The organism is Bradyrhizobium sp. MOS002 (assembly GCF_003020115.1).
In the GTDB taxonomy this organism is placed as follows: Bacteria; Pseudomonadota; Alphaproteobacteria; order Rhizobiales; family Xanthobacteraceae; genus Bradyrhizobium.
The window spans coordinates 49,393-71,234 of record NZ_PYFX01000013.1; the positions used below are offsets into that span (position 1 = coordinate 49,393).

Below are 21,842 nucleotides of genomic sequence, written 5' to 3' on the forward strand. Positions count from 1 at the left end.
CCGCATTGGCGATCTCCTTAAGGAAAAGACCATGACTGAAATTCGTGTGCCGACTCTCGGCGAATCCGTCACCGAGGCCACCATCGGCCGCTGGTTCAAGAAGGCCGGTGATCCCGTCGCCGTCGACGAGCCCTTGGTGGAGCTCGAGACCGACAAGGTTACCATCGAAGTCCCGGCGCCCTCCGCCGGCACGCTGAGCGAGATCATCGCCGCCGATGGTGCCACCGTCGCAGTCGGTGCGTTGCTCGGCCAGATTACCGAAGGCGCCGCTGGCGCTGCCAAGCCGGCCGCTGCGCCCGCCAAGCCCGCGGCTGCCGCTCCTGCCGCCGTCGCCGCGGCTGCTCCCGCCGCGGCGAAGGCGCCGCCGGCCGACGCCCCGCTCGCCCCCTCCGTGCGAAAGCTGTCGGCCGAGACCGGCGTCGACGCCTCGACCGTTCCCGGCTCCGGCAAGGACGGCCGTGTCACCAAGGGCGACATGCTCGCCGCGATCGAGCGTGCGGCGTCCGCGCCGACCCCGGTCAACCAGCCCGCCGCAGCAGTTCAGGTCCGCGCACCCTCGCCGGCCGATGACGCCGCCCGCGAAGAGCGCGTCAAGATGACCCGGCTGCGCCAGACCATCGCGCGCCGCCTCAAGGACGTGCAGAACACCGCCGCGATGCTCACGACCTTCAACGAGGTCGACATGACCAACGTCATGGCGTTGCGCGCGCACTACAAGGATGCGTTCGAGAAGAAGCACGGCTCCAAGCTCGGCTTCATGGGCTTCTTCACCAAGGCCGTCGTGCAGGGCCTGAAGGACATCCCGGCCGTCAACGCCGAGATCGACGGCACCGATCTGATCTACAAGAACTACTATCACATCGGCGTCGCCGTCGGCACCGACAAGGGTCTCGTGGTGCCCGTGGTGCGCGACTGCGACAACAAGTCGATCGCCGACATCGAGAAGGGCATCGCCGATTTCGGTCGCCGCGCCCGTGACGGCCAGCTCAAGATCGACGAGATGCAGGGCGGCACCTTCACCATCACCAATGGCGGCATCTACGGCTCGCTGATGTCGACCCCGATCCTGAACGCGCCGCAGTCCGGCATTTTGGGCATGCACAAGATCCAGGAGCGGCCGATGGTCGTCGGCGGCAAGATCGAGGTCCGCCCGATGATGTACCTGGCGCTGTCCTACGATCACCGCGTCATCGACGGCAAGGAAGCCGTGACCTTCCTTGTTCGCGTCAAGGAGAGCCTGGAAGATCCGGCCCGCCTGGTGCTCGATCTCTGATCCCTGATGCTCTGCGAGCGCCGTCGCCTTTCGCGACGGCGCGTGTCGAACCATGGAGGCGCGCGTGACGGATAAAGTCGTTGTCATCACCGGCGGCAGCCGCGGCATTGGACGCGCGACTGCACTTGCCGCGGCCGCGCGCGGCTTCCGTGTCGTGGTCGGCTATGCCAGCAACAAGACGGCTGCCGACGAGGTGGTCGCGGAGATTGCGGCCAGCAACGGCAAGGCCATCGCGGTGAAATGCGACGTCGCCGAGGAAAGCGACATTCTTGCGCTGTTCAAGGCCGCGGACGCGTTCGGCACGCTCGGCGCACTCGTCAACAATGGCGGTATTGTCGGGACCAGCGGCGTGCGCGTCGACGAGATGTCGGCCGAGCGCATCCAGCGCGTGATGGCGGTCAACGTCACCGGCTCCATCCTCTGCGCGCGCGAAGCGGTGAAGCGGATGTCGACCAAGCACGGCGGCCAGGGCGGCGTCATCGTCAATCTGTCGTCGGTTGCCGCCAAGCTCGGCGCGCCGAACACCTATGTCGACTATGCCGCGTCCAAGGGCGCGATCGATTCCTTCACCATCGGCCTCGGCTATGAGGTTGCCGGCGAAGGCATTCGCGTCGCGGGCATCCGCCCCGGCCTGATCGACACCGAAATCCACGCTGCCGGCGGTGAGCCCGACCGCGCCCATCGTCTGGCCCATATGGTGCCGATGAAGCGCGTCGGTACTGCCGATGAAGTCGCCAATGCCATCGTCTGGCTGATGTCGGACGATGCCTCCTACGTCACCTCAGCCATTCTCGATGTGTCCGGCGGACGCTGACGCGCCGCGCGGACGCTGACACATCACTCAACGCTAAACTTACGGGACTTTCTCTCATGGCAACCTACGATCTCGTCGTCATCGGCACCGGTCCGGGCGGTTATGTCTGCGCGGTGCGTGCAGCGCAGCTCGGCATGAAAGTGGCCGTGGTGGAAAAGAACGCGACGCTCGGCGGCACCTGCCTCAATGTCGGCTGCATGCCGTCGAAGGCGCTGCTGCACGCCTCCGAAATGTTCGAGGAAGCCGGGCATTCCTTCGCCAAGATGGGCGTCAGCGTCTCCGCGCCGAAGCTGGATTTGCCTGCGATGATGAACTTCAAGCAGCAGGGCATCGACGGCAACGTCAAGGGCGTCGAGTTCCTGATGAAGAAGAACAAGATCGACGTGCTAAAGGGCGCCGGCAAGATCCTCGGCACCGGCAAGGTCGAAGTCTCCGCCGACGGCAAGTCGCAGGTGATCGAAACCAAGAGCATCGTGATCGCCACCGGCTCGGACATCGCGCGTCTCAAGGGCATCGAGATCGACGAGACGCGCATCGTGTCGTCGACCGGCGCGCTGTCGCTGGACAAGGTCCCCGGCAAGCTGCTGATCGTCGGCGCCGGCGTGATCGGTCTCGAGCTCGGCTCGGTCTGGCACCGTCTCGGCGCCGAAGTCGTCGTCGTCGAATTCCTCGACCGCATCCTGCCCGGCATGGACGGCGAGATCGCCAAGCAATTCCAGCGCATCCTGGAGAAGCAGGGCTTTGCGTTCAAGCTGGGTGCCAAGGTCACGGGCGTGGACACCTCCGGAAAGACGCTGAAGGCCACGATCGAGCCCGCCGCCGGCGGCGCTGCCGAGACGCTGGAAGCCGATGTCGTTCTCGTCTGTATCGGTCGTGTGCCGTACACGGAGGGGCTGGGCCTGAAGGAAGCCGGCGTTGCGCTCGACAATCGCGGCCGCGTGCAGATCGATCCGCACTTCGCCACCAGCGTGAAGGGCGTCTATGCCATCGGCGACGTCGTCGCGGGCCCGATGCTCGCGCACAAGGCCGAGGATGAAGGCGTCGCAGTTGCCGAGATCATTGCGGGGCAGGCCGGCCACGTGAACTACGATGTTATCCCAGGCGTCGTGTATACCACGCCGGAAGTATCCTCCGTCGGCAAGACCGAGGAGGAGCTGAAGCAGGCGGGCGTGGCTTATACCGTCGGAAAGTTTCCCTTTACCGCCAACGGCCGTTCCAAGGTCAATCAGACCACCGACGGCTTTGTGAAGATTCTCGCAGATGCGAAGACCGATCGCGTGCTCGGCGTGCACATTATCGGCCGCGAAGCCGGCGAAATGATCCATGAAGCCTGTGTTCTCATGGAGTTTGGCGGCAGCGCGGAGGATCTCGCGCGCACCTGTCACGCGCACCCGACCCGCTCGGAGGCCGTCAAGGAAGCCGCGCTTGCAGTCGGGAAGCGGGCCATCCATATGTAGGTCGCGCCCAGCGCCGAATCGGGCGGGAAACACATGCTACGCCGCCTGCTTCAACCGCTCTGGGTCCTGCTTGCGATCATCTTCCTGATCGAAGCCTGGCTGTGGGATCATCTCGAACCGATCGTCGCGCGGGTTGTCGCTATTGTCCCGCTCGCGCGGTTCAAGCAATGGCTGTCGGACCGCGTCGATGCGCTGTCGCCGGCGATGACGCTGATCGTGTTCGCCGTGCCCATCATCCCGCTGTTTCCGCTCAAGCTGGTCGGCCTGTGGCTGCTCACGCACGAATACTGGACCAGCGCGGTCTTCACCATCGTGTTCGCAAAGCTGCTCGGGGTCGGCGTCACCGCCTTCGTGTTCGATGTGACGCGCGACAAGCTGATGGAGATGGCCTGGTTCGAGCGGCTCTATGATCTGGTGCTGAAGCTGCGCGCCAAGGCCGCCGAGCTGGTCGATCCGATCAAGCGACGCATCCGCGAGCTGATCACCGGCAACGGCGAAGGCTGGTCCTCCCGCACGCTCCGCCTGATCCAGCGTTTCCGCAAGAGCGTGCACGAAGCGCGCTGAAGCCTCACCGCACACTCGCTGTCATCGCCCGGCTTGGCCGGGCGATCCAGTATTCCAGAGACGGCAATGGATACGGAGAAGCCGCGGCGTACTGGATGCCCCGGTCAAGCCGGGGCATGACAGCGCGCATGTCGCGCGATGGAGCGTCAGTCAACGCCTCAATGCAAATGCACCAGATGCGGCAACCACAGACCGAGCCCGGTCATGATGAGCCCACCGATCGTCAGCAGGCCGGCGACATAGGCAAGCGCCATCATGCCGGTGATGATGGTGGCTGAGGCCAGAACGATGCCGATCTGGAAGGCGGCGGACGCCAGCTCGAAGTGATGATACTTCGCAGTCGCCTCGTCGCGCTCATGCTCGGCGTGCTTGGCCTTTTCGGCCAGCTGCTCGGTGCCTTCGCCGGTCTCGGGCTCGGAGCGGTAGCGCTGCGCGGTCTTCTGCCAGTCCTCGATCTGCTTCTGCACGGCCACCTTGTTGGCCTCGTCGCTCGCCGCGCCGAGGATGAGCTTGCCCTGGTCGGCCATGGTCTGCACCATGGTGCGCCGGATGCTCTTGGCCTGGAAGAAGGCCCAGAGGTTGGAAGCCTCGACGTTCTTGCTGATCGATTCGGTCTGGGCGCCCTTGCCGAGCGTCTCGGAGATCGCCAGGAAAAGCGCCAGGACGGCGATGAGGAGCGCGATCTTCTTGTTCGAGCCGGACGCGTGTTCGGCGTGCTCGGCATGCTCCATGCTTTCATGTGCGCTCATAAATTCCTCCTGGCTCGGTTCCGCAACGATTGACCGAACCGCGGGCGCCGCGCAAGAGGCATGCGCGCCTGAGGGCTTGCTATGACAACTTCATGTCAGCGTCACCGCCGCGGATGCGCGCTGGCATAGACTTCCAGCAGCCGCTCGGCATCGATGCCGGTATAGATCTGGGTGGTCGAGAGCGAGGCATGGCCGAGCAATTCCTGGATCGCGCGCAAATCGCCGCCGCGCGACAACAGATGCGTGGCGAAGGAATGCCGGAGTGCGTGCGGCGTGGCGCTGTCGGGCAGACCGAGCGCGCCGCGCAGCCGCTCCATCGCGAGCTGGATGATGCGCGGGCTCAAGGGCCCGCCGCGTGCGCCGACGAAGATCGGGCCCTCGGCCGGCAGCGGATACGGGCACATCGCGACATAGTCCTGCACCAGTGCGAGCACGTTCTGAAGCACCGGCACCATGCGGGTCTTGTTGCCTTTGCCTGTTACGATCAGCACGTCGCCTTCGCCGGGACGCGGCACCTCGCGGCGCGTCAGCCCCAGTGCTTCGGAGATGCGCAGGCCCGAGCCGTAGAGGAGAGCCATCACCGCGGCGTCGCGCGCAAGAATCCAGCTCTCGCGGTCCTCGCCGGCGCGCTCGTCGGCGTCCGCAAGACGTTTGGCCGACGCCATCGGCAGCGGCTTTGGCAGGCTCTTTGCGACTTTGGGCGCGCGGATCGCCGAGAGCGCCCCGACCTTGCCCTTGCCTTCGCGCTCGAGGAAGCGGCCGAACGAACGCAGACCCGCGAGTGCGCGCATCAACGAGCGGCCGGCAATGTCGTCGGCGCGGCGCATCGCCATGAAGGCCCTGATATCGGTGGCCTCCAGCGCGGCGAAACGCTTCAGTGTCACCCGCTCGCCCCAATGGCCGCAGAGGAAATTCAGGCACTGCCGCAAATCGCGGGCATAGGCTTCCAGCGTCTTCGGCGACAGCCGCCGCTCCGCACCGAGATGCGACAGCCAGCGCGTCATCTCCCGCGCGATATCAGGATCGGCACTGGCGAGCTCGATTTGTGGGGCGGTCGCTTTGCTCATGCGCTCTGGACGTGGTGATTCCACTCAGTATATCGCATCACACTCGTTTATCGTTCGCTAAGGCCGCCTCCGGGCGCTAGCCTTGAGGCCCCCGGGTTCCGATTCCCCCTCCATGGATCACACGTCGCGCAGCAACCCCGTCTCCGCCAACGCGACCCGCATGGTCGACGTGCTGGTGCCGGTCGCGCTCGACCAGACCTATTCCTACAAGGTGCCGCGCGGGATGGAGCTGAAGGCGGGCGATCTCGTCGGCGTGCCGCTCGGCCCGCGCGAGGTGATCGCCGTGGTCTGGGCCGAAAACGCCAATCCGGATCCGCGCCTGCACAACCGCCTCAAGGAGGTCAGCGAAAAGCTCGAGATCCCGCCGTTGAAGCCCGAGCTGCGTGCGGTCGTCGACTGGATCGCCAATTACACGCTGAGCCCGCGCGGCATGGTGCTGCGCATGTGCCTGCGGATGGGCGAGAACCTCGGCCCCGAGCGGGTGCGCGCCGGTGTGCGCCTGGTTGGCGATCCGCCAAAACGTCTGACGCCGGCGCGGCAGCGCCTGATCGAGGTGCTGTCGGACCGGCTGCTGCACGGCAAGTCGGAAGCCGCCAAGGAGGCCGGCGTTTCGGCCGGCGTGATCGACGGCCTCGTCGACGAGGGCACGCTCGCGGTCGAGCCGATGCCGCCGCCTCCGCCGCCGCCGCGCCCCGATCCGGATTTCAGCCGGCCGGATTTTTCGCCGCTCCAGCGCGCCGCGGTCGATGCGATGCGCGCGCTCGCGGCCAACGGTAGCTTTCACGTCGCGCTGCTCGACGGTGTCACCGGCTCGGGCAAGACCGAGGTTTACTTCGAAGCCGTGGCCGAGGCGATCCGCCGCGGAAAGCAGTCGCTGATCCTGATGCCGGAGATCGCGCTCACCGGCCAGTTCCTCGATCGCTTCGCGCAGCGTTTTGGCGTGCGCCCTTTGGAATGGCATTCCGAGCTGACGCCGCGCACCCGCGCGCGCAACTGGGCGGCGATCTCCGAGGGCAGCGCGCCGGTCGTGGTCGGCGCGCGCTCGGCGCTGTTTCTGCCCTACGCCAATCTCGGCCTCATCGTGGTCGATGAAGAGCACGACCAGGCCTACAAGCAGGACGAGGGCGTGCATTATCACGCCCGCGACATGGCGGTGGTGCGCGCCCATATCGCAAAGGTACCGATCGTTCTGGCGTCGGCGACGCCGTCGGTCGAAACCGAGGTCAATGCGCGCAAGAACCGCTATCAGCGCATCGCGCTGCCGTCGCGCTTCGGCGGCCAGCACATGCCGCATATCGAGGCCATCGACATGCGCCGCGAGCCGCCGGCGCGCGGCCGCTTCATCTCGCCGCGGCTCGCCTCCGAGATCAGAACCGCGATCGAGCGGCGCGAGCAGGCACTGCTGTTCCTCAATCGCCGCGGCTATGCGCCGTTGACGCTGTGCCGCGCCTGCGGCCATCGCTTCGCCTGCACCATCTGCGATGCCTGGCTGGTCGATCATCGCTTCCGCCAGCGCCTTGTCTGTCACCATTGCGGCTTCTCGATGCCGCGCCCGCAAACCTGTCCGCATTGCGCGGCGGAGGAATCGCTGGTCGCGGTCGGGCCCGGCGTCGAGCGCCTGCAGGAGGAAGCGGCGGCGCTGTTCCCGGAGGCGCGCACCATGGTGCTGTCGAGCGATCTCATCACCTCGATCGAGACCATGCGCTCCGAACTGAACGACATCGCGGAGGGCCGCGTCGACGTCATCATCGGCACCCAACTCGTCGCCAAGGGCCACAATTTCCCGCGGCTCAATCTGGTCGGCGTGGTCGATGCGGATCTCGGCCTGTCCAATGGCGATCCGCGCGCATCGGAGCGCACCTGGCAATTGCTCAATCAGGTGATCGGCCGCGCCGGGCGCGAGCAGGGCCGCGGCATCGGCTATCTCCAGACCCACCAGCCCGATCATCCCGTGATGAAGGCGCTGATCGCCTGCGACCGCGAAGCGTTCTACGACAGCGAGATCGAATTGCGCGAACGCACGCTCTATCCGCCATTCGGGCGGCTCGCGAGCCTGATTATTTCCGCCGGCGACCGGCCGAGCGCCGAAGGCTTCGGCCGCCACCTCGTCGCGCTCGCGCCGCGCGACGAGCGCGTGGTGGTGCTTGGCCCGGCGGAAGCCCCGCTCGCGGTCATCAAAGGCCGCTACCGATTCCGCATCCTGGTGAAATCGGCGCGCGGCTTCGACCTGTCGGACTATCTGCGCAACTGGCTTGCCGTATGCCCGAAGCCGAAGGGCAATCAAAAGCTCGAAGTCGACGTCGATCCGCAGAGCTTTTTGTAGGGGGGCGAAACTCTCTCCCGTCATTGCGAGCGTAGCGAAGCAATCCAGAATCCCTCCACGGAGGCAGTCTGGATTGCTTCGTCGCTCCGCTCCTCGCAATGACGGTGGAGGAACAAACAAAAAAGCCCGCCGTCCCCCAAGACGGCGGGCTTGTTTCAGGCGTCGAGCGTCTTAGGAGACGACTTCCGCGGTGACACGGCCGACGCCGGCGCCGGTGAGGCCGATGGCACGGGCAGCGCCCGTGGAGAGGTCGAGGACACGGCCGCGAATGAACGGGCCACGGTCGTTGATGGTGACGATGACGCTCGAGCCGCCATGGGTGACGCGCAGCTTGGTGCCGAACGGCAGCGAGCGGTGCGCCGCGGTCATGGCGTTCTGGTTGAAGCGCTGGCCCGAGGCGGTCCTGCTGCCGGACTCGTTGCCGTAAAAGGAAGCCATTCCGGAGAAGGAACGCCCGGTGCCCTGCGACGGCGTCATCGACGCATTGGCGTTACGCCAATCGGAGGTCGTGTTGGCATCGTTCTGGGCGTGGTGGCGGTGATGATGGTGGGAATACCGGTGGTGATGGCGGGATTTGGCGGAAGCTTCGGTGGCAGTTCCACCGATGAGAAGAGTTGCGGCAACAAAGGCGATCGCCGTACGCGGCCGGGTCACAGAGCCCAGCGTCTTCAAACAAAGCATTTATTGGTCCCTAAGCTAGTATTGCCACATATGTGGCAAGTGGAGCCCCCGTAAGTTTGCGAGCGGGACCGCGTTTCGATTCCTAATGAGGCGTGAATTGGGCAGTAATTCCGATCTGTGTCGCCGTGTAATATCTTGTTACCGGCAGGGATATTCAGCCGACATTCCGTAATATTGGATTTTAACGATTTGTTAACCTGTCCATTACTCACGAATACTGTAAAACAAAGTCATCGCTTTCCGCATTTAGAATTCGGAAAGTATTCGGCGAGTGAAGGTGGGAGGGCCGGAATCACGCCTCAGCGATCCGTGTTCATGGCCGCTATGCGCTGAGGGCAGGAACAAATGGCCCGGCGTCGGCTGGAGGCTGGGCTTAAGCGCTGTGGCAATTCCGCGGCATGGCAGGTCGTCGTCGCGTCGTCGTGGACTGCGACGAACTGGCGACAGAACGTCATGCCTTTAATTTGGCGTCATGTTGCACGTGCGCGCCTGCTATGTTAGCAAAGCCGCGATTTTAACGAGCCCGGCACTTCCGTGCGGGGTCGAAAATCGAAGTCCCGCTTGAATTCCAAGGGCTTGGATCGCTAGGCGCCGCTTTGTGGCGACGGTTTTTCCCTTGCGAGTTTGACAGCAAAAAGAGCGCGTCTGTGGCTGCAGAAGATACGTCCGTTTCCGGTGTGTCGGGCCGTTATGCAACGGCCTTGTTTGAACTGGCCCGTGACCAGAAAGTGGTCGACGAGGTCAAAGCCGATCTCGAAAAATTCGAGGGCATGCTGAACGAAAGCGCCGATCTGAAGCGCCTCGTCCGCAGCCCCGTGTTCGCGGCCGATGCCCAGTCCAGGGCCCTTTCGGCCGTGCTGGACAAGGCGGGCATCGCCGGCATCTCCGCCAATTTCCTGAAAGTGCTGACCGCCAACCGCCGCCTGTTCGCGGTGGCTGACGTGATCCGCGCCTATCGCGCCCTGGTCGCCAAATTCAAGGGCGAGGCGACGGCCGACGTCACCGTGGCGGAGGCGCTCTCGGACAAGAATCTCGACGCCCTCAAGGTTGCCCTGAAGTCGGTGACCGGCAAGGACGTCGCGCTCAACGTGAAGGTCGATCCTTCGATCATCGGTGGCCTCGTGGTCAAGCTTGGCAGCCGGATGGTCGATAGTTCGCTTCGCACCAAACTCAATTCGATCAAGCACGCGATGAAAGAGGCAGGCTGATGGACATCCGCGCCGCGGAAATTTCCGCGATCCTCAAGGACCAGATCAAGAATTTCGGCCAGGAAGCTGAAGTCTCCGAAGTCGGACAGGTGCTGTCCGTCGGCGACGGTATCGCCCGCGTTTACGGTCTGGACAACGTCCAGGCCGGTGAAATGGTCGAGTTCGAGAACGGCACCCGCGGCATGGCGCTGAACCTCGAAACCGACAACGTCGGTATCGTTATTTTCGGCGCCGACCGCGAGATCAAGGAAGGCCAGACCGTCAAGCGCACCCGCGCCATCGTGGACGCGCCGGTCGGCAAGGGCCTGCTCGGCCGCGTCGTCGACGCGCTCGGCAATCCCATCGACGGCAAGGGCCCGATCCAGGCCGACAAGCGCATGCGCGTCGACGTCAAGGCGCCCGGCATCATTCCGCGCAAATCGGTGAACGAGCCGATGGCAACCGGCCTCAAGGCGATCGACGCCCTGATCCCGATCGGCCGCGGCCAGCGCGAACTGATCATCGGCGACCGTCAGACCGGCAAGACCGCGATCGCGCTCGACACCATTCTCAACCAGAAGCCGCTCAACGCGCAGCCGGACGAGAACATCAAGCTGTATTGCGTCTACGTCGCGATCGGCCAGAAGCGCTCGACCGTTGCCCAGTTCGTGAAGGTGCTGGAAGAGCAGGGCGCGCTCGAATATTCGATCATCGTCGCCGCCACCGCGTCCGATCCGGCGCCGATGCAGTACATCGCGCCGTTCACCGGCTGCACCATGGGCGAGTACTTCCGCGACAACGGCATGCACGCCGTCATCATCTATGACGATTTGTCCAAGCAGGCCGTCGCCTACCGCCAGATGTCGCTCCTGCTGCGCCGTCCGCCGGGCCGCGAAGCCTATCCGGGCGACGTGTTCTATCTGCATTCCCGCCTGCTCGAGCGCGCGGCGAAGCTTAACAAGGACCAGGGCTCGGGCTCGCTGACGGCGCTGCCGGTCATCGAAACCCAGGCCAACGACGTGTCGGCCTACATTCCGACCAACGTCATCTCGATCACCGACGGCCAGATCTTCCTCGAAACCGACCTGTTCTTCCAGGGCATCCGCCCCGCGGTGAACGTCGGTCTGTCGGTGTCACGCGTCGGCTCATCGGCGCAGACCAAAGCCACCAAGAAGGTCGCCGGCAAGATCAAGGGCGAGCTCGCGCAGTACCGCGAAATGGCGGCGTTCGCGCAGTTCGGCTCCGACCTCGACGCCTCGACCCAGCGCCTGCTCAACCGCGGCTCGCGTCTCACCGAGCTCCTGAAGCAGCCGCAGTTCGCGCCGCTGAAGATGGAAGAGCAGGTCTGCGTGATCTGGGCCGGCACCAACGGCTATCTCGATCCGCTTCCGGTCAACAAGGTGCGCGCGTTTGAGGACGGTCTGTTGTCACTGCTGCGCGGCAAGAATGTCGAGATCCTCAACGCGATCCGCGACAGCCGCGATCTCTCCGACGACAGCGCCGCCAAGCTGAAGTCGGTGGTCGAAGGTTTCGCCAAGAGCTTCGCATAAGAGAACGGTCGCAAGGCCGGGCTTCTGTCCCGGCCGTCCGTGCCTCACCGCATGGAGACGAAGACGTGGATGCCCGGGACACGCCCGGGCATGACGACTGGGATAGGCTAGCGGCTTGATCCAGGGGGTCGAACCGCCGGGGTGAACGAAGAATGGCGTCACTTAAAGACATGCGCGTCCGCATCGCCTCCACCAAGGCGACGCAGAAGATCACCAAGGCCATGCAGATGGTCGCAGCGTCCCGATTGCGCCGCGCCCAGCAAGCGGCCGAGGCGGCGCGGCCCTATGCCGACAAGATGAGCGCGGTGATCTCCAACATCGCCAGCGCTGCCGCCGGTTCGCCCGGTGCGCCGGTGCTACTGGCCGGCACCGGCAAGGACCAGGTTCACCTGCTGCTGGTCTGCACCGGCGAGCGCGGCCTGTCCGGCGCCTTCAACTCCTCGATCGTGCGCCTCGCGCGCGAGCGCGCCCAGGCGCTGATGGCGCAGGGCAAGGAAGTCAAATTCTTCTGCGTCGGCCGCAAGGGCTACGAGCAGCTCCGCCGCCTGTACGACAAGCAGATCGTCGAGCACCTCGACCTGCGCGGCGTGCGTCAGCTCGGCTTCGTCAACGCCGAGGACATCGCAAAGAAGGTTCTGGCCCGCTTCGACAACGGCGAATTCGACGTCTGCACGTTGTTCTACGCGCAGTTCAAGTCGGTGATTGCCCAAGTCCCGACCGCGCAGCAGATCATTCCGCTGAGCGTGGAAGAAAAAGCGGCGAACGCGCCGTCGACGTCCTACGACTACGAGCCGGAGGAAGACGAACTCCTCTCCGGCCTGTTGCCGCGGAATATCGCGGTGCAGATTTTCCGCGCGCTGCTGGAAAACAACGCCTCGTTCTACGGCGCGCAGATGAGCTCGATGGACAACGCCACCCGCAATGCCGGCGAAATGATCCGCAAGCAAACCCAGATCTACAACCGAACCCGTCAAGCCCAGATCACCAAGGAGCTGATCGAGATCATCTCCGGCGCCGAGGCGGTCTGACGCACGAACCAAACGACGGTCGTTCAAGTCCAGAATTTCGAAGGAGAGCTTCATGGCTACAGCAGCTAACCAGGTCGGTCGCGTCACCCAGGTCATGGGCGCCGTCGTCGACGTTCAGTTCGAAGGCCATCTGCCGGCCATTCTGAATTCGTTGGAAACCAAGAACGGCAGCATCCGGCTCGTGCTGGAAGTTGCGCAGCATCTCGGCGAGTCCACCGTGCGCACGATCGCGATGGATGTGACCGAAGGCCTGGTGCGCGGCCAGGAAGTGACCGACACCGGCCAGCCGATCGAGGTTCCGGTGGGCGCCGGCACGCTCGGGCGTATCATGAACGTGATCGGCGAGCCGATCGACGAAGCCGGCCCGATCCCGTCCGAAGGCAAGCGCGCCATCCACCAGGAAGCGCCGACCTACACTGACCAGGCCACCGAGGCCGAAATTCTAGTCACCGGCATCAAGGTCGTCGACTTGCTCGCGCCTTACGCCAAGGGCGGCAAGATCGGCCTGTTCGGCGGCGCGGGCGTCGGCAAGACCGTGCTGATTCAGGAGCTGATCAACAACGTCGCCAAGGCGCACGGCGGCAATTCGGTGTTCGCCGGCGTCGGCGAGCGCACCCGCGAGGGCAATGACCTCTATCACGAGTTCATCGAATCGAAGGTCAACGCCGATCCGCACAATCCCGACCCGAGCGTGAAGTCGAAATGCGCGCTGGTGTTCGGCCAGATGAACGAGCCGCCCGGTGCCCGCATGCGCGTCGCGCTGTCCGGCCTGACGGTCGCCGAGCACTTCCGCGACCAGGGCCAGGACGTGCTGTTCTTCATCGACAATATCTTCCGCTTCACTCAGGCGGGCTCAGAAGTGTCGGCGTTGCTCGGCCGTATTCCGAGCGCCGTGGGTTATCAGCCGACACTGGCAACCGACATGGGCGCGCTGCAGGAGCGCATCACCACCACAAACAAGGGCTCGATCACCTCGGTGCAGGCGATCTACGTGCCGGCTGACGACTTGACCGACCCGGCGCCGGCGACGTCGTTCGCACATTTGGACGCCACCACGGTGCTGAACCGTGCGATCTCGGAAAAGGGCATCTATCCGGCGGTCGATCCGCTCGACTCGACCTCGCGCATGCTGCAGTCAAATATTGTCGGCGAAGAGCACTATACGACCGCGCGCATGGTCCAGCAGGTGCTGCAGCGCTACAAGTCGCTGCAGGACATCATCGCCATTCTCGGCATGGACGAGCTTTCGGAAGAGGACAAGCTGACGGTGGCCCGCGCCCGCAAGATCGAGCGCTTCCTGTCGCAGCCGTTCCACGTCGCCGAAATCTTCACCGGCTCGCCCGGCAAGTTCGTCGACCTCGTGGACACCATCAAGGGCTTCCGCGGCCTCTGCGAAGGCAAGTATGACCACCTGCCCGAAGCCGCCTTCTACATGGTCGGCACCATCGAAGAGGCGATCGAGAAGGGCAAGAAGCTGGCGGCCGAGGCGGCCTAAGCTGCGAAGGGCGAGCAGGGAGTAGCGAATAGTCGCGCTGCTCCCGCTCCATTCGCTTTTCGCTACTCACCATTCGCAGGTTTCCAATGGCCACCTTCCACTTCGATCTCGTCTCGCCGGAAAAGCTCGCCTTCTCGGGCGAAGTTGATCAGGTCGATATCCCCGGCGTCGAGGGTGACTTCGGCGTGCTGGCGGGACATGCGCCGGTCGTGGCCGCGATCCGGCCCGGCATTCTCACCGTGACCAGCGGCGGCAAGCACGAGAAGATCATCGTGCTCGGCGGTATCGCCGAAGTTTCCGACAAGGGCCTCACAGTGCTCGCCGACGTCGCAACGTCGCTGGCTGAGCTCGACCGCGCCCAGTTCGCCGCGACCGTCTCGGAGATGGAAGAGGGATTGAAGGAGCACGAAGGCGGCGAGCTCGATCAAGCCATCGCGCGGCTCGACCACTTCAAGAGCATCCAGCAGCAGCTCAACAGCACGGCGATGCACTAAGCCCCGGTGCACCGCGCCGGGGCCCGAACTGAAAATTCCTGAATAAGTTCAGCGCTCGTCACGGAAGTGGCGGGCGCTGAAACTTTGTTGCACCGCGCCGCCGATAGCGGCATTCTGCGCTCGCGAATTTTGTTCCCGGGGGCCGGTCGCAGATGAAACGCAAGATCGCAGCGATTTTCGCGGCCGATATTGCCAGTTACTCGCGACTGGTCGCGGAAGACGAAGAGGAGACGCTGCGGCGTCTCGCCTCCTATCGCGAGGTCGTCGACGATTTCATCGCCAAGGCCGGGGGACGTATCTTCAATACTGCGGGCGACGCCGTGCTCGCGGAATTTCCAAGCGCGGTCGATGCGGTGCGCTGCGCGATCGACATTCAGGAATCCCTGCGAACCCGCAATATGGCCTATCCGCCGAGCCGGCAGATGTCGTTCCGCATCGGCATCACCATCGGCGACGTGGTCGAGCGCGACGGCGATCTGCTCGGTGACGGCGTCAATATCGCCGCCCGGCTCGAGGGCCTCGCCGAGGTCGGCGGCATCTGCGTCTCCCGCGCCGTGCACGAGCAGGTCGCCAACAAGCTGTCGGTGCAGTTCGCCGATATCGGCGCGCAGGAGGTCAAGAACATCCCGACGCCGGTGCACGCCTACATGGTGGCGATGCGGCGCGGGGACGGCAGTTACGCAACGCCGCAGATCAAGAAGGTGACGAAGGCTGCGGCGGCGCCGAACTGGATGTGGCCGCTGGTGGTAGGTGTCGTCTCCATCGTCGCCATCGGCGTCGGCGGCTTCCTCTATTTCACCAAGCTCGAGACCACCCGGGCGCCGGCGATCGCAGCGACTGCGCCAAGCTCTGCCTCAAGCCCCGAACCAACTGCGCCAAGCCCGTCGTCCACCATGGCCGCGAAAGCGCCGATGCCCATGCCGGCACCATCGGCCTCGCCGATGGCCGGCAAGTTTCCCGCCGACAGCGTCCCCTTCATCAACGAGCGCATCCGCAACTACCTGGCCGGCGACTATTCCGCTGCCGGCGACTACAAGGCGTTCGCGCTCAATGTCGGCGGGTTCACCGGCGCGTCGTTGAATCAGCCGAACGAGGAGGCCGCGCGCAACGCCGCGCTCGATCAGTGTCAGAAGCGCGCCGATGCCGCGCAGTCGCCGCGGCGCTGCGAGCTCTATGCAGTCGGCAACAATGTCGTCTACACGCACGGCAAGCCGCCGATGCCGCCGCAACCGTTCGTCCGGCATGATGCCATGACCGAGCGCGCCTTCGTCTCGAAAGACTTTCCGATGGTGCGCGATCCCGCCAAGGTCCGGCTCGAGAACATGTACGTGCCCGCGGCAAAATCCCGCTCGGTCGCGCTCGGCCCGGGCGGTCAGTATTTCATGGTGATGGGCGCGTCATCCGCCGACGATGCCGCGCGGCGTTCGCTGGAATCGTGCGGTGCGATCGCCGGCGTCGCCTGCCTGGTCGTTGCGGTCGACGAGAATTTCGTCGTGCCGATCCCTACCCTGCTCCGGATCACCGGCTTCTTCCATGCGGCGTCCGACGCCTCGATCGTCGCAGATGCGCGCGGCGAGGTCGTGCGCAAGCTCGCCGACGGCATGGGCTGGAACGCCGTCGCGGTCGGCACCGCGGGCCGGCCGGGCCTCGGCGTGAGGGCCGCGGACGAGCAGACCGCCGTCAATTCCGCGCTCGCCGACTGCGCCAAGCGCGACAGCGACTGCCACGTCATCGCGATAGGCCCGTTCACGGTGGGACCGATCAATTAGGGCTGAAAACGGCTCTGGGGCTGTTTCCGCGTTTTCTAGTTCGCGAAGGGCGCAAACTGCTGCGCCACTGCGCTGTAGACGTGGCGGCGGAACGGCACCACGACATCGGGGACATGATCGAGCCGCTCCCAGCGCCAGGCGTCGAACTCGGCGGGCTGCCCGTTGCGCGGCGTCAGCGGATCGATCTCGTCATCCTTGCCGGTGAAGCGCAGCGCGAACCATTTTTGGCGCTGGCCGCGGAATTTCGCCAGCCGATGCGTCTGCGGCCCGTCATAGGGCGGGAATTCGTAAGTGAGCCAGTCGGTCTCGCCGAGATAGGTTGCGCTCTTGACGCTGGTCTCTTCCCAGAGCTCGCGCAGCGCGGCATCGCGCAGGTCTTCGCCCTCGTCGACGCCGCCCTGCGGCATCTGCCAGTCCAGGCCCGGCAGGATGATTTCGGGTCCGTCGCCCTTGAAGCGGTGCCCGATCAGCACGCGGCCATCGGCATTGAACAGCGCGATTCCGACATTGGGACGGTAGGGTTTTTCAGTGCTCACGCGTGGATCTCTCGTCGTCATTTCAGGCTGTGCATTAGAGCGTTTTCGAGCGAAGTGGATACCGGTTCGCGTCAAGAAAACGCGTCAAAACAAAAACCAGAGCCAGTTCCGATTCCATCGGAACGGAACTGGCTCTAGCATCAACCTGGACTGGCGACGCGGCCTAATCCCGCGCCAGCGCGGAAAATTCCTTCACCACGCGCTCATAGACCGGACGCTTGAACGGGACGATCAGCCCGGTCAGGTTCTTCATCGGCTCCCAGCGCCAGCTCACGAACTCGGCCTTGTGGCCGCCGCCGGGCTTTTCGACGTTGATCTCGCTGTCCTTGCCGGTGAAGCGGACCGCGAACCATTTCTGGCGCTGGCCGCGGTAGCGGCCCTTCCAGGTGCGCCCGGCGACTGTGCGCGGAATGTCGTAAGTGAGCCAGTCCGGAACCTCACCGAGCCGCTCGACCGAACGCACGCTGGTCTCCTCATAGAGCTCGCGCTTGGCGGCCTCCCAATTGTCCTCGCCGGGATCGACGCCGCCCTGCGGCATCTGCCAGACATGGGAGTCGTCGACATGCTCGATGCCGCCGGCACGGCGGCCGATGAACACCAGTCCGTCCTTGTTGAGCAACATCACGCCGACGCAGGTCCGGTAGGGCAGATCCTCGTAACGCGCCATTCCGCCAGACCTCTCGCATGCTGTCGGCAAGGCTCGAGCAGGCCCCGCGGGCCTGTGCCGTACCAATCCGTTGATTTAGCTGGATTTTGATTTCAGCATCGCGGTTGTCAATGGCACCAAAAGGATACCTCGGTCGCCCAATGTCTTGGTCCAGGCGCCGATGCGCTCGATCGAGACCGGGAGGGCGGAGGCGGTGCCCACGGCGACGCCGCGCTCGCGCGCCGCCGCTTCGAGCTTGGTCAGGGCGCGATCGATCTCGGCCGGGGTCGGCACCGCGTCGATCGCGATGTCGCCCTTGCCGAACGGCATCGCCAGGCTGCCGGCGGCCTGGGGCGCGATGCTGCGGGGCGATGAGCCGTCGTCGAAGAAGCCGAGGCCGCGCTTGGCTGCCTCGCGGATGATCGGCTGCATCGCCGGCTCCGTTGCGATGAAGCGGGCACCCATGAAATTGGTGATGCCGGCATAGCCCTGCATCCGGCTCAGATGCCAGTACAGGCGGTCCATGTTCTGGTCGGCACTCAGCGAGGTCAGCAGCGTCTGCGGTCCCGGATCGTTGTCGGGGAAGTCGTAGGGCTCCATCGGGATCTGGAGGAAGATCTCGTGGCGCTGGGCGCGGGCGCGCTCGGCGAGTTTTCCTGGATCGGACCCATAAGGCGTGAAGGCCAGCGTCACCGCCGGGGGGAGCCGCATGATGGCATCGGTGGTCTTGGCGGCGCCGACGCCGAGGCCGCCGATCAGGATCGCGACCACCGGCATCTTGGCGGCCTTGGCGCGGTCGGCATCCGCCGCATAGACGTTGAACGGCTTCAGATCCCCGGCAACCATTGGGATCATGCCGTAGCGCGATTTCTCGAGGAGTTTTGGGTCGATCCCGGCCATGACGGGCGGCGGTGCGGAGGCCGAGGCCGCCTCGCTTTTGCCGGCGGTGGCATCGCCGCCGATGACGACGTCGCGGCGCGTGCCGGTGGAACCGTCGATCATGGTGACGGTCTTCTGCTCGCCAGCCTGCTTCGGCGCCTCCCTGGTCTCTTGCTTGCTTTCCGGCTTGCTGTCCTGCTTGCTTTCCTGGCCGTGGCCGGCCGCGACCGGCTTGTCGTCGCCGGCCTTGTCGGCGGCATTGGGCTCGCGGATCGCGAGTCGCGTCATCGGCTCGCCGCCGAGCGGATCCTTGTTGAAGATGGCGAAGCCGGCAAAGGCGACCAGGAACAGGCCGAGCAGGACTGCGAGCAGCTGCATGGCCGTGAACGGCAGCCGCAGCCGGCGTTTCCGGCGCGGCTTATCCCGTCCGAGCGGGGCGCTCAGATCATCGGCCGTTTCAGTCATGCGCGATCCCGAATCACTCACCAATGACGATACCACGCCGGGGTCAAGCGACGGCAGGCCGGGATAGGCCGGGGATATCGGAAGTTCCAAGCAAAAAAGGGCGGCTCCGGGGAGCCGCCCTTTTCGTCAGATCGCGATGCGCCGACTAATTCGCCGACCTAGTTCGCCGCCTTGGGCTTGTCGGTCGTGGCCTTGTTGTCGCCGCCCGGCGTGGGCGCCGCGGAGGCGCTGTTCTTGATGCCGTGGAGCAGATCGTCGGCGAGCTTGAGCGCCTTGTCGTCCTTGGCGTCCGGCGGGACATAGGACTGCGAGCCGGTCTTCTCGTCGCCGTCATTCTTGAGATGGCCGCGCAGCGAAGCTTCGCCCTTGGTGTCGGTGCGCGACTTCAGCTCGTCCGGCACGTCCTGCAGCACTTCGATGTCGGGCACGATGCCCTTGGCCTGGATCGACTTGCCCGACGGCGTGTAGTAGCGCGCCGTGGTCAGACGCAGCGCGCCGTTGCCGGAGCCGAGCGGAATGATGGTCTGCACCGAGCCCTTGCCGAACGAGCGCGTGCCGACGATGGTCGCACGCTTGTGGTCCTGCAGCGCGCCGGCGACGATTTCCGACGCCGAAGCCGAGCCGCCATTGACCAGCACGATGACGGGCTTGCCCTTGGTGAGGTCGCCGGTATGCGCGGTACGGCGCTGGGTCTCCTCGGCATTGCGGCCGCGGGTCGAGACGATCTCGCCCTTCTCCAGGAAGGAGTCGGAGACGGTGACCGCTTCCTCGAGCAGGCCGCCCGGGTTGTTGCGGAGGTCGATGACGTAGCCCTTTAGCTTGTCGCCGATCTGATTCGAGAGGTTGGCAACCTCGCGCTTCAGGCCTTCGGTGGTCTGCTCGTTGAAGGTGGTGATGCGGATATAGGCGATGTCGTCGGCCTCGATGCGGGCGCGCACCGAACGGACGCGAATGTTGTCGCGCACCAGCGTGACGTCGATCGGATTGTCCTGGCCCTTGCGGATGATCTTGAGCTTGATCTTGGTGTTGACGGGGCCGCGCATCTTCTCGACCGCCTGGTTCAGGGTCAGGCCCTGCACCGCCTCGTCGTCGAGATTGGTGATGATGTCGTTGGCCATGACGCCGGCGCGCGAGGCCGGGGTGTCGTCGATCGGCGAGACCACCTTGATCAGACCGTCTTCCATCGTGACTTCGATGCCGAGGCCGCCGAACTCACCGCGGGTCTGCACCTGCATGTCGCGGAAGCTCTTGGCGTCCATGTAGCTCGAATGCGGATCGAGACCGGTGAGCATGCCGCTGATCGCGGATTCGATCAGCTTGGTGTCGTCGGGCTTCTCGACATAGTCCGAGCGCACGCGCTCGAAGACGTCGCCGAACAAATTGAGCTGGCGATAGGTGTCCGCGGTGGCGGCTCGCGCGCTGGAGCCCATGAAGACCGCGCGCGGTTGCGTCACGAACAGCGTCAGCGCCGCACCGGTGGCCGCGCTGAGGAGGATAACTGAAGTCTTGCGCATCATCCGCGAACCTTCTCGCCTTCATTTGCGGCCCACCATGGGCCTGGATCGATTGGAGTGCCGTCTTTGCGGAACTCGACATAGAGCACAGGTTGACTCGCGTTCGTGGCGAGAATGGAGGCGACTTGAGAGGTCGACCCCATGGTCGCGACAGGCTCCCCCGTGAGCACGAATTGTCCGATGTTGACCGAAATGCGCTCCATCCCGGCGATCAGCACATGATACCCGCCCCCGGCATTGAGGATCAAGAGTTGTCCATAGCTGCGGAACGGGCCGGCATAGACCACCCAGCCATCACACGGCGTCGTGACCTGGGAGCCGGGCCTACTCGCCAGCGAAATGCCCTTCTGGACCCCGCCGAGCCCGTCCGAACCGCCGAAATCCCTGATCTTGTTACCGTTAACCGGAAGAGGCAGGAGACCTTTGGCCGCGGCGAAGGCCATCGCAGGGGTGGTCCGGGAACGATCCTTGAAAGCGCCCGGGCCGGTCTTGGCGTTGGCGGCCGCGTTTGCAGCCGCCTTGGCCTCGGCCTGCTTGGCGGCCTCGGCCGCCTTCTCGGCCGCCTTGGCGGCGCTTTGCAGATCCTGCTCCATCTTGGCGATCAACCCCTGGAGATCGCCGACCTGTCTCGAGAGCGAGACGGCGCGCGCATTCTCGGCGTCGAGGTCCTTTTCGCGCGACGCCTGCTGGCGCTGCCGCTCGTCGACCAAAGCCGCGAGCCGGGTCTGGTCGTTGCGCACCTTGTCGCGGTCGGCGGCTAGCTGGTCGCGCTCGGTCGCGATGGTCTTGCGCAAGGCCACGAGCTCGCCGAGCTCGCCCGCGATCTTCTCGGCGCGGCCGCGCAATTCCGGCACCACGGCGCCGAGCAGCATCGCCGTGCGCAGCGATTGCAGGGCATCCTCGGGCCGCACCAACAGCGCCGGCGGCGTCCGCCTTCCGGCGCGCTGCAAGGCCGCCAGCACCTCGACGATGTCGGCGCGGCGCGAATCGAGCGAGCTGCGCATCGCCTGCTCGCGGCCGTTCAGCGACCGCAGCCGCGCTTCGGCCTCGTCGATCTTGGTCTCGACGGTGCGCACATTGGCGGCGGTGTCGATCAACTGTTGATTGAGCTGGGTGCGGTCCTGGCCGAGCGAGGTGATCTCGGCCTTGAGCTTGGCCTGCGCTTCCTCAGCGCTCTTCTTGCTTGCGCGCGCGGCTTCGAGCTCCTGCTCGCGCTGCTTGATCGCATCGGGCGCCACGGCCGCAGTCTGCGGTGCAGGCGTCTGAGCTTGCGCGAGGCTTGCGCCCAATACGCCGGCGACCAGCAGCAGTTTGTGAATCGGCGCTCGCATCGCTTTAGGCAAAGGTGCTC

The 21,842-nt window shown here is 65.0% G+C and carries 19 protein-coding genes; 11 read left to right on the top strand and 8 right to left on the bottom strand.

All coding sequences use genetic code 11. The annotated features are described in order from the left end of the window. Positions 1-31: 31 nt before the first annotated feature. Genes odhB through C7G41_RS28095 form a run of 4 tightly spaced genes read left to right on the top strand, consistent with a single transcriptional unit; the run spans position 32 to position 4,108 of the window. Entirely contained in the window at positions 32-1,273 is a 1,242-nt protein-coding gene (odhB, locus tag C7G41_RS28080) for a 2-oxoglutarate dehydrogenase complex dihydrolipoyllysine-residue succinyltransferase (RefSeq protein WP_106945567.1), read from the top strand. A 52-nt stretch (positions 1,274-1,325) separates the two neighbouring features. After that, positions 1,326-2,087, top strand: coding sequence for an SDR family oxidoreductase (locus C7G41_RS28085; RefSeq protein WP_106945568.1), 762 nt, complete (start codon positions 1,326-1,328; stop codon positions 2,085-2,087). Between the two features lie 56 nt (positions 2,088-2,143). After that, positions 2,144-3,544: a dihydrolipoyl dehydrogenase gene (gene lpdA / locus C7G41_RS28090; RefSeq protein WP_106945569.1), complete on the top strand. Its 1,401-nt coding sequence runs from the start codon at positions 2,144-2,146 to the stop codon at positions 3,542-3,544. A gap of 33 nt (positions 3,545-3,577) precedes the next feature. After that, positions 3,578-4,108 (top strand): hypothetical protein, encoded by a 531-nt coding sequence (locus C7G41_RS28095; RefSeq protein WP_106945570.1) that lies wholly within the window; start codon positions 3,578-3,580, stop codon positions 4,106-4,108. A gap of 158 nt (positions 4,109-4,266) precedes the next feature. Here the strand turns inward: C7G41_RS28095 and C7G41_RS28100 are convergent, their stop codons facing one another. Further along, a complete protein-coding gene (locus C7G41_RS28100) occupies positions 4,267-4,857 on the bottom strand; it encodes a DUF4337 domain-containing protein (RefSeq protein ID WP_106945571.1) in 591 nt (196 codons plus the stop codon). Between the two features lie 101 nt (positions 4,858-4,958). Beyond that, positions 4,959-5,924 carry a tyrosine recombinase XerC gene (locus C7G41_RS28105; protein WP_106945572.1) on the bottom strand — a complete coding sequence of 322 codons (966 nt, stop codon included), beginning with the start codon at positions 5,922-5,924 and terminating at the stop codon, positions 4,959-4,961. Between the two features lie 112 nt (positions 5,925-6,036). Between C7G41_RS28105 and C7G41_RS28110 the strand changes: the two genes are divergently transcribed. Next, positions 6,037-8,247, top strand: coding sequence for a primosomal protein N' (locus C7G41_RS28110; protein WP_106945573.1), 2,211 nt, complete (start codon positions 6,037-6,039; stop codon positions 8,245-8,247). A 171-nt stretch (positions 8,248-8,418) separates the two neighbouring features. Here C7G41_RS28110 and C7G41_RS28115 read toward each other — a convergent pair whose 3' ends face one another. Beyond that, positions 8,419-8,928, bottom strand: coding sequence for a septal ring lytic transglycosylase RlpA family protein (locus C7G41_RS28115; RefSeq protein WP_027566411.1), 510 nt, complete (start codon positions 8,926-8,928; stop codon positions 8,419-8,421). A 647-nt stretch (positions 8,929-9,575) separates the two neighbouring features. Here C7G41_RS28115 and C7G41_RS28120 point away from each other — a divergent pair. From C7G41_RS28120 to C7G41_RS28145, 6 genes are all read left to right on the top strand, one after another. Then, positions 9,576-10,136, top strand: a complete 561-nt coding sequence (locus C7G41_RS28120) for a F0F1 ATP synthase subunit delta (RefSeq protein WP_026233890.1) — start codon at positions 9,576-9,578, stop codon at positions 10,134-10,136. Then, positions 10,136-11,665, top strand: a complete 1,530-nt coding sequence (gene atpA / locus C7G41_RS28125) for a F0F1 ATP synthase subunit alpha (RefSeq protein ID WP_106945574.1) — start codon at positions 10,136-10,138, stop codon at positions 11,663-11,665. The genes C7G41_RS28120 and atpA overlap by 1 nt, the downstream gene beginning before the upstream one ends. A gap of 152 nt (positions 11,666-11,817) precedes the next feature. Beyond that, on the top strand, positions 11,818-12,693 hold the full coding sequence (locus tag C7G41_RS28130) for a F0F1 ATP synthase subunit gamma (RefSeq protein WP_106945575.1): 876 nt from the start codon (positions 11,818-11,820) through the stop codon (positions 12,691-12,693). 52 nt (positions 12,694-12,745) lie between these two features. Further along, positions 12,746-14,188 (top strand): F0F1 ATP synthase subunit beta, encoded by a 1,443-nt coding sequence (atpD, locus tag C7G41_RS28135; protein ID WP_106945576.1) that lies wholly within the window; start codon positions 12,746-12,748, stop codon positions 14,186-14,188. An 86-nt stretch (positions 14,189-14,274) separates the two neighbouring features. Continuing rightward, positions 14,275-14,682 (top strand): F0F1 ATP synthase subunit epsilon, encoded by a 408-nt coding sequence (locus C7G41_RS28140; RefSeq protein ID WP_106945577.1) that lies wholly within the window; start codon positions 14,275-14,277, stop codon positions 14,680-14,682. Positions 14,683-14,834: 152 nt separating this feature from the next. Beyond that, positions 14,835-16,451, top strand: coding sequence for an adenylate/guanylate cyclase domain-containing protein (locus tag C7G41_RS28145; protein WP_106945578.1), 1,617 nt, complete (start codon positions 14,835-14,837; stop codon positions 16,449-16,451). Positions 16,452-16,486: 35 nt separating this feature from the next. Here C7G41_RS28145 and C7G41_RS28150 read toward each other — a convergent pair whose 3' ends face one another. From C7G41_RS28150 to C7G41_RS28170, 5 genes are all read right to left on the bottom strand, one after another. Next, entirely contained in the window at positions 16,487-16,987 is a 501-nt protein-coding gene (locus C7G41_RS28150; protein ID WP_199198652.1) for an RNA pyrophosphohydrolase, read from the bottom strand. Between the two features lie 163 nt (positions 16,988-17,150). Further along, positions 17,151-17,654, bottom strand: a complete 504-nt coding sequence (locus C7G41_RS28155) for an RNA pyrophosphohydrolase (protein WP_106945580.1) — start codon at positions 17,652-17,654, stop codon at positions 17,151-17,153. Positions 17,655-17,729: 75 nt separating this feature from the next. Next, entirely contained in the window at positions 17,730-18,977 is a 1,248-nt protein-coding gene (locus tag C7G41_RS28160) for a divergent polysaccharide deacetylase family protein (RefSeq protein ID WP_106945581.1), read from the bottom strand. A gap of 158 nt (positions 18,978-19,135) precedes the next feature. Next, the gene (locus tag C7G41_RS28165) at positions 19,136-20,494 is read right to left on the bottom strand and encodes a S41 family peptidase (RefSeq protein WP_106945582.1); all 1,359 of its coding nucleotides are present in this window, start codon (positions 20,492-20,494) and stop codon (positions 19,136-19,138) included. After that, a complete protein-coding gene (locus C7G41_RS28170) occupies positions 20,491-21,822 on the bottom strand; it encodes a murein hydrolase activator EnvC (RefSeq protein ID WP_106945583.1) in 1,332 nt (443 codons plus the stop codon). Before C7G41_RS28170 ends, C7G41_RS28165 begins: the two co-directional genes overlap by 4 nt. Positions 21,823-21,842: the final 20 nt, after the last annotated feature.

Coding starts and splice junctions, on each gene's coding strand:
- atpA (WP_106945574.1), top strand. CDS start 10,136: ATGGACATCCGCGCCGCGGAAATTTCCGCGATCCTCAAGGACCAGATC.
- C7G41_RS28160 (WP_106945581.1), bottom strand. CDS start 18,977: ATGACTGAAACGGCCGATGATCTGAGCGCCCCGCTCGGACGGGATAAG.
- C7G41_RS28115 (WP_027566411.1), bottom strand. CDS start 8,928: ATGCTTTGTTTGAAGACGCTGGGCTCTGTGACCCGGCCGCGTACGGCG.
- C7G41_RS28110 (WP_106945573.1), top strand. CDS start 6,037: ATGGATCACACGTCGCGCAGCAACCCCGTCTCCGCCAACGCGACCCGC.
- atpD (WP_106945576.1), top strand. CDS start 12,746: ATGGCTACAGCAGCTAACCAGGTCGGTCGCGTCACCCAGGTCATGGGC.
- C7G41_RS28140 (WP_106945577.1), top strand. CDS start 14,275: ATGGCCACCTTCCACTTCGATCTCGTCTCGCCGGAAAAGCTCGCCTTC.
- C7G41_RS28100 (WP_106945571.1), bottom strand. CDS start 4,857: ATGAGCGCACATGAAAGCATGGAGCATGCCGAGCACGCCGAACACGCG.
- C7G41_RS28085 (WP_106945568.1), top strand. CDS start 1,326: ATGGAGGCGCGCGTGACGGATAAAGTCGTTGTCATCACCGGCGGCAGC.
- lpdA (WP_106945569.1), top strand. CDS start 2,144: ATGGCAACCTACGATCTCGTCGTCATCGGCACCGGTCCGGGCGGTTAT.
- C7G41_RS28130 (WP_106945575.1), top strand. CDS start 11,818: ATGGCGTCACTTAAAGACATGCGCGTCCGCATCGCCTCCACCAAGGCG.
- C7G41_RS28165 (WP_106945582.1), bottom strand. CDS start 20,494: ATGATGCGCAAGACTTCAGTTATCCTCCTCAGCGCGGCCACCGGTGCG.
- C7G41_RS28170 (WP_106945583.1), bottom strand. CDS start 21,822: ATGCGAGCGCCGATTCACAAACTGCTGCTGGTCGCCGGCGTATTGGGC.
- C7G41_RS28145 (WP_106945578.1), top strand. CDS start 14,835: ATGAAACGCAAGATCGCAGCGATTTTCGCGGCCGATATTGCCAGTTAC.
- odhB (WP_106945567.1), top strand. CDS start 32: ATGACTGAAATTCGTGTGCCGACTCTCGGCGAATCCGTCACCGAGGCC.
- C7G41_RS28155 (WP_106945580.1), bottom strand. CDS start 17,654: ATGGCGCGTTACGAGGATCTGCCCTACCGGACCTGCGTCGGCGTGATG.
- C7G41_RS28095 (WP_106945570.1), top strand. CDS start 3,578: ATGCTACGCCGCCTGCTTCAACCGCTCTGGGTCCTGCTTGCGATCATC.
- C7G41_RS28105 (WP_106945572.1), bottom strand. CDS start 5,924: ATGAGCAAAGCGACCGCCCCACAAATCGAGCTCGCCAGTGCCGATCCT.